Origin of the sequence: Frigoribacterium sp. Leaf186 (assembly GCF_001423905.1) — a bacterium.
Classification (GTDB): domain Bacteria; phylum Actinomycetota; class Actinomycetes; order Actinomycetales; family Microbacteriaceae; genus Frigoribacterium.
In genome coordinates, this window is sequence record NZ_LMPQ01000017.1 from 591 (window position 1) to 1,847 (window position 1,257).

General features: G+C 63.0%; 1 protein-coding gene and 1 pseudogene. Both read left to right on the forward strand.

Features of this window, described 5'->3' with window-relative positions; genetic code table 11:
* Positions 1-1,088 (forward strand): IS21 family transposase (istA, locus tag ASG05_RS15640; protein ID WP_235491554.1); only part of this gene is annotated, 1,088 nt, incomplete at its 5' end.
* Positions 1,078-1,257, forward strand: a pseudogene (locus ASG05_RS16960) (ATP-binding protein); the annotation flags it as partial. The gene istA and the pseudogene ASG05_RS16960, both read left to right, overlap by 11 nt.

Consider the following 1,257-nt stretch of genomic DNA (forward strand, 5'->3'; position numbering starts at 1 on the left):
CCAAATTGCAGGTGGCCCACGTCAAGCTGTCCTACAGCCGCGCCTTCACCGTGCGGGCCTACCCGCTCCAGACCCACGAGATGCTGTTCGACGCCCATAACCACGCTTTCCGCGTTCTGGGCGGCGTTCCGCGGCGGGGCATCTACGACAATATGAGGACTGCCGTCGACAAGGTCGGGCGCGGCAAGCAGCGCCAGGTCAACATGCGCTTCTCGGCGATGGTCAGCCACTTCCTGTTCGAGGCCGAGTTCTGCAATCCAGCGTCCGGTTGGGAGAAAGGGCAGATCGAGAAGAACGTTCAAGATGCCCGTCACCGGCTCTGGCAGCCTATGCCTAACGTGTCGTCGCTGGACGCGCTGAACGATTGGCTGGAAAGGCGATGCCAGGATCTGTGGGCGCTGGCACCCCACCCGACCCAACCCGGCACGATTGCCGAAGCCTGGGCCGAGGAAGTCGGTCAACTGATGCCAACGCCTCGTCCGTTCGACGGGTTCGTCGAACATACCAAGCGCGTTTCTCCGACCTGCCTCGTTCATCTCGAACGCAATCGCTACAGCGTGCCGGCGTCCTTCGCCAATCGCCCGGTCAGCCTGCGCGTTTATCCCGACCGCATCGTCATCGTCGGCGAGGGGCAGGCCATCTGCGAACATCGCCGGATCTTTGCCCGATCGCATGATCGTCAGGGCCAGACGATCTATGACTGGCGACATTATCTGGCGGTCGTTCAGCGCAAACCCGGCGCCTTGCGCAATGGTGCGCCCTTCGCAGAACTGCCGGCAGCCTTCAAAACCTTGCAGCAGCACCTTCTCAAGGTACCCGGCGGGGATCGTGAGATGGTCGAGATCCTGGCCCTGGTCCTCCAGCACGACGAAGAGGTCGTGCTGTGTGCGGTCGACATGGCTCTCGAGGCTGGTGTTCCAACCAAGACCCACATCCTCAATCTTCTGCATCGCCTAATCGACGGAAAGCCGATCGCCCCACCGACTGTGCAGGCTCCCCGGGCGCTCGCGCTGACCACCGAGCCCCGTGCCAATGTCGAACGCTATGACGCCCTGCGCCGGACTGCGGAGGTGCGCCATGCGTCATAACCCGGCCAGCGGCGCTATTGTGATCATGCTGCGCAGCTTGAAGATGCACGGCATGGCACAAGCCGTCAGCGAACTGACCGAACAGGGTGCGCCGGCCTTCGAGGCGGTCATCCCGATCCTGTCACAGCTCTTGAAGGCCGAGACAGCCGAGCGGGAGGTCAGATCGACG